The organism is Nocardia sp. NPDC004722, from assembly GCF_053601505.1.
Map to the genome: position 1 here is coordinate 1 of NZ_JBSGBY010000605.1, position 4957 is coordinate 4957.

Consider the following 4957-nt stretch of genomic DNA (forward strand, 5'->3'; position numbering starts at 1 on the left):
CCTGCACGTCGACGTCGGTGGCGGCCAGCACCCACAGCAGCGGCGGCCACAGCCGCGCGGCCTGCGCCAGCGCGGGCACGGTGAGCAGGGTCGGGGTGTCGAGTTGAGCCAGGCGCAGCCCGGCACGGCGGCGGACTTCAGCCGGGGTGCGGGCCAGCGGTTCGAGCACCCCACGCCAGGAGGCGACATCGCTGCTGCCGTCGACGGCGTCGACGAGGGTCTCGGCGATCTCCGACAACACCGGGTTGAGCGCCAGCCGGGTCAGCGCGGTGGGACTGAGATGCCCGAGGAAACGCAGCATGTCGGTGGTGGCGTCGGCGGCGATATAGGTGGTGAGCAGGTCCGCGATGGCCGAGGGCGGCGCCACCTCGAACAGGATGTCACCGACCGCCGCGATCACATCCGGCGTGCACCGCGCGAACACCGACAGTGCCGCCAGCCGTAATTCCTTGGAGCCGTTGATGACCGTGCCCAGCAGCCGCGGCAGCCGCTGACTGCTGCCCGCCAGCAACTGCCGCACCACCGCACTGATCGATTCCCCCGAATACGCGTAGGCGGCCGAGCGGATGAGCCCCTCGTCGTCGGGCACGCCCTCCTCGACGGCGCGCACGAGTTCCGGTGTCGCATAGGCCAGAAACGGCCCCGCGGTGATGTAGTCGCGCCGGTTCATCAGCTCGTTGACGATCGCCACCACCGGTTGCGGTGGCGCGTCGTCGGCGAGCTGCCCGACGGTGCGCGGATCCAGATACGGCGCGCAGTCTGCCGCATACCCGACGTCCAGCCGCAGCAGCGCCTCGACCGCCTTGGCGGGATAGCGCACGCCGATGGCCCCGGCCGCACGCCCGGTCATGGTGGGCGGCACCAGTTTCTGCACGATCGGCAGCGAAATGCTCAACGGGATGAGCGGCACCAATTTGGCGATCCGCTCGAAAACGGGATTGTGCTGGTCGAACAGCTGGCTCGCCATGCGTTGTTGCAGCTCGTGCAGGCGGTGCGGGCCGAGCTTGTCGAGGTGAGCGAGCCGTTCCACCGGCACGTGCAGGGTGCGTGCCAGCAGGACCAGCTGGGCTCGCGTCACCAGGTCGGTCATAAGCCCGGCCGCGTGGTACATCCGTGGCAACCCGCGAATTCGTCTGCGCCGGACATGCTTTCCCCGTATTCCCGGGCGACCTGAGCTCGGCCTCCCGATGTCGAGGGCCCATCATAGAGGTGACAGCGGGGCAAAAAGTACAAAAAGTGCAGAGTCCCTGGACATCGTGAGGATGCGGCCATGAGTCAGCCTGCCGGGTGGTACCCCGAGCTTCCTGGATCCCCGGTACTGCGCTGGTGGGACGGCAGCCGGTGGACCGAACACACACGGCCCCAGCAGCAACCGGCACAGCCTGCCCAGCAACCCGACCCGCACGGGCAGCCCCGACAGCAGCCCTACGGCGGGCAGCCGCAGCAGTTCGCGCGCGAGGCGGCCACCCCCTGGGAAGTCGAGGTCGGCAGCGGCGGCAATCCGGCCGACATCCAGCGCCAAGTCCAGCAGCAGGCCGGGATATCACCCACCCAGGCCGGCGGCGGCACCGTCTTCACCGAACCGGTGCTGGTGGTCAATCAGCGGGTCAAGCTGATCGAAATGGTCAACGAGTACAGCGTTTTCGATCAGCACGGCCGCCAGATCGGCGCGGTCGCCGAGGTCGGCCAGTCGGCGTTGAAGAAGGCCGTGCGCTTCCTGTCGAGCTATGACCAGTATCTGACCCACAAGCTCGAGATCCGCGACGCGCACGGTCAATGCCTGATGCGCATCACCCGCCCCGCCAAGGTCTTCAAATCCAGGTTCCTGCTCGAGCAGGGCAACGGCACGCCGATCGGTGAGATCATCCAGCAGAACATGATCGGCAAGATCAACTTCTCGTTCGTGGTCGGCGGCCAGCAGATCGGCGGCATCCGCGCCGAGAACTGGCGGGCCTGGAACTTCGCCATCCACGACCACACCGGCACCGAGGTCGCCCGCATCACCAAGACGTGGGAGGGCCTGCTCAAGACCATGTTCACCACTGCCGACAACTACGTCGTGCAGATCCACCGCCCGCTGCCGCAGCCGCTGCTGTCGATGGTGGTGGCCTCGGGCCTGGCCATAGATACCGCTCTCAAACAGGATCAGCGCGGCTGGAACTGACGGCGCAAGCGGGGTGTAAGCGCACGCAAGCGCCCGGCAATCGCCCCTCGGCAGTGTGGTCGTCATGAACGAGACACGAGATGTGGTGGTGGTCGGAGCCGGACCGGTCGGGCTCATGCTGGCGTGCGAACTGCGCCTGGCGGGCGTGGACGTGCTCGTGGTGGAACGACTCACCGAACCGGATATGACGATCAAGGCGGGCGGCATCAATGCCCCCGTCGCCCAGGCGCTGGCCCGGCGCGGCATGCTGCCGCAATTGCGCGCGGCCCACCAGGCGGCGATGGCACGCATGAACAGCCTCTTCGCTGACGCCAAGCCCGTCGGCGCCGCGAAGCGCAAGCCCGCGGGCGGGCATTTCGCGGGCATCATGCTGTGGAGCGACAACGTCGACGCCGAGGATCCCGCCTTCGCCGACCTGGGCGAGGCGGCCGAATACCGCTTCGTCGACCAGCAGGCCATCGAAGCCATGCTGGCCGAGCGGGCCGCCGAACTCGGCGTACCGGTGCGCCGCGGCGTCGAGGTCACCGCCTTCACCGACGACGGCATCGGCGTCACCGTCGAGGTCGGCGACCGCACCGTGCGCGCGGGCTGGCTGATCGGCTGCGACGGCGGCCGCAGCACCGTGCGCAAACTCGCGGGCTTCGACTTCCCCGGCGTCGACCCCGAAATCACCGGCCGCCAGGCCCTGGTCGAGATGACCGGCGCGGAAAACGTTCCGCTGGGCTGGAATACGACCCCCACCGGCACCTACGTCAACGGCCCCGTGCCCGGCCGCATCCTGACCGTCGAACTCGACGGCCCGCCCGCCGACCGCGTCACCCCCGTCACCGCCGCCGAGCTCGAGGACAGCTTCCAACGCGTCACCGGCGTGAAAGTCCAGATCTCCCAGGTGATCTCGGCGACCCGCTTCACCGACAACACCCGCCAGGCCCCCGACTACCGCAAGGGCCGCGTCCTGCTCGCGGGCGACGCCGCGCACGTGCACTCCCCCTTCGGCGGCCAGGGCCTCAACCTCGGCATCGGCGACGCCGCCAACCTCGGCTGGAAGCTGGCCGCGGTCATCCGCGGCCGCTCCCCGGAAGCCTTGCTGGACACCTACACTCGCGAACGCCACCCGGTCGGCGAATGGGTTCTGGACTGGACCCGCGCACAGGTCGCCCTCATGCGCACCGACCCCCGCAGCCGCGCCCTACGCGCCGTCGTCACCGACCTGCTCGACACCCGCGACGGCGCCACCCAGATCGCCAAGAAACTCGCCGGCGTCGTGCACCGCTACGACCTCGGCAGCGACGACCCCCTCGTCGGCAAACCAGCCCCCGACTTCGACCTCGCCGACGGCACCCACCTGTCCGACCATTTCGCTTCCGGCAAGGCCGTCCTCCTCGACCTCACCGACAACCCCGACCTCCGCACCACCGCCGCCCCCTGGTCGGAATCCGTCGACCTGATCACCACCAAACCCGCCCAACCCCGAGACCCGCTGTCGCTGCTGATCCGCCCCGATGGCGTCGTCGCCTGGACCTCGGCCACCCCGCACGGCCTCGACTCCGCCCTCACCCGCTGGTTCGGCCCCGCCTAGCCGGCATCCCCGCCGAGTGGCACACCCTGGAGGCGGATTCGGGCGAATCGCCTCCAGGAGGTGCCACTCGGCGATCAGTCGATATTTCTCGAGGAGGAATCCTGGTGGTAGCTGGAGACAAACGTTCGGGTAAGTCCCTGGGGCGAAAGTGCGTACTTGTCGGGTGGTTTCGCGGGCGGCACTCTCGGTGGCAGCGCGCGCCGAGATATTGCCACTGATCGCGAAGGAGTTCTCCCACCATGACCAACACTCAGCATCGCCCGGTGACCGTGCTCGGGCTCGGCGCCATGGGCAGTGCGCTGGCGCGGGCGTTGCGCAAGGCCGGGGTGACGACCACGGTCTGGAACCGCACCCCCGGCAAGTATGCCGAACTGGTTGCCGCCGGGGCGGATTCGGCGGCCACGGTCGCTGACGCGGTGCGGAGCGGTGAGCTGGTCATCGCCGTGCTGCTCGATCACGCCTCGGTGCATCAGACCCTGGATCCGATCGCGGCCGAGCTGCAAGGCAAGCAGTTGCTCAACCTGACCAGCACCTCGCCCGAACAGTCACGAGAGCTGGCGACGTGGGCGACAGCGCACGGCATCGACTTCCTCGACGGCGGCATCATGGCGGTCCCGGCGATGATAGGCGCGGACGGCTCGAGCATTCTCTACAGCGGTTCCGAGCCGGTGTTCACCGCCCACCGCCCGACCCTGGAACTGCTGGGCTCGGCCGAATACTTCGGCGCCGACCCGGGTTTGGCCGCCCAGTGGGACTTCTCGCTGCTGACGGTCATGTACACCATGTTCGGCGGGTTCTTCCAGGGCGCGGCGCTGGTCGGTTCCGCGGGTGTCTCGGCCTCGGAGTTCGCCGCCCGCGCGTCGAACTGGGTGGCGGCCATGTCGCAGATGCTGCCCGCCTTCGGCCGCATCATCGACACCGGGGACTACACCAGCGAGGTGTTCCAGGATCTGGTGTTCACCAAGACGGCCCTGGACGCGTTGCGCCAAGCCGCCTCCGATGCCGCGATCACCGCCGAACCGCTGGCCGGATTCGCCGACCTGGTCGATCGCCAGGTCAGCGCCGGGCACGGCAGCGCCGCCTTCGAGCGCACCATCGAGGCCCTGCGCGGCAACTGAGCGCCCGTGCTCGGCGCACCGTCGAGCGTTCGGCCCCCGCTATCGAGAATGGCGGGGGCCGAGGCTGTTTCACGCCCGATTACTTCACGCGAGGCG

4 protein-coding genes are annotated in these 4957 nt (G+C 68.9%); 3 read left to right on the forward strand and 1 reads right to left on the reverse strand.

Translation table 11 applies throughout. The features are described from left to right. Positions 1–1078: hypothetical protein (locus ACWELQ_RS37800; RefSeq protein WP_452401814.1), on the reverse strand; the 1078-nt coding region annotated here is incomplete at its 3' end. Between the two features lie 192 nt (positions 1079–1270). Between ACWELQ_RS37800 and ACWELQ_RS37805 the strand changes: the two genes are divergently transcribed. The 3 genes from ACWELQ_RS37805 to ACWELQ_RS37815 all read left to right on the forward strand — a co-directional run bounded on the left by ACWELQ_RS37805 (position 1271) and on the right by ACWELQ_RS37815 (position 4861). After that, positions 1271–2164, forward strand: coding sequence for a phospholipid scramblase-related protein (locus ACWELQ_RS37805; RefSeq protein ID WP_452401815.1), 894 nt, complete (start codon positions 1271–1273; stop codon positions 2162–2164). A gap of 64 nt (positions 2165–2228) precedes the next feature. After that, the gene (locus tag ACWELQ_RS37810) at positions 2229–3743 is read left to right on the forward strand and encodes an FAD-dependent oxidoreductase (protein ID WP_452401816.1); all 1515 of its coding nucleotides are present in this window, start codon (positions 2229–2231) and stop codon (positions 3741–3743) included. A 239-nt stretch (positions 3744–3982) separates the two neighbouring features. Then, on the forward strand, positions 3983–4861 hold the full coding sequence (locus ACWELQ_RS37815) for an NAD(P)-dependent oxidoreductase (RefSeq protein ID WP_452401817.1): 879 nt from the start codon (positions 3983–3985) through the stop codon (positions 4859–4861). Positions 4862–4957 lie beyond the last annotated feature (96 nt).

What these genes read in the sequence shown, in the direction of transcription:
- ACWELQ_RS37805 (WP_452401815.1), top strand. Translation starts at nt 1,271, where the DNA reads ATGAGTCAGCCTGCCGGGTGGTACCCCGAGCTTCCTGGATCCCCGGTA.
- ACWELQ_RS37810 (WP_452401816.1), top strand. Translation starts at nt 2,229, where the DNA reads ATGAACGAGACACGAGATGTGGTGGTGGTCGGAGCCGGACCGGTCGGG.
- ACWELQ_RS37815 (WP_452401817.1), top strand. Translation starts at nt 3,983, where the DNA reads ATGACCAACACTCAGCATCGCCCGGTGACCGTGCTCGGGCTCGGCGCC.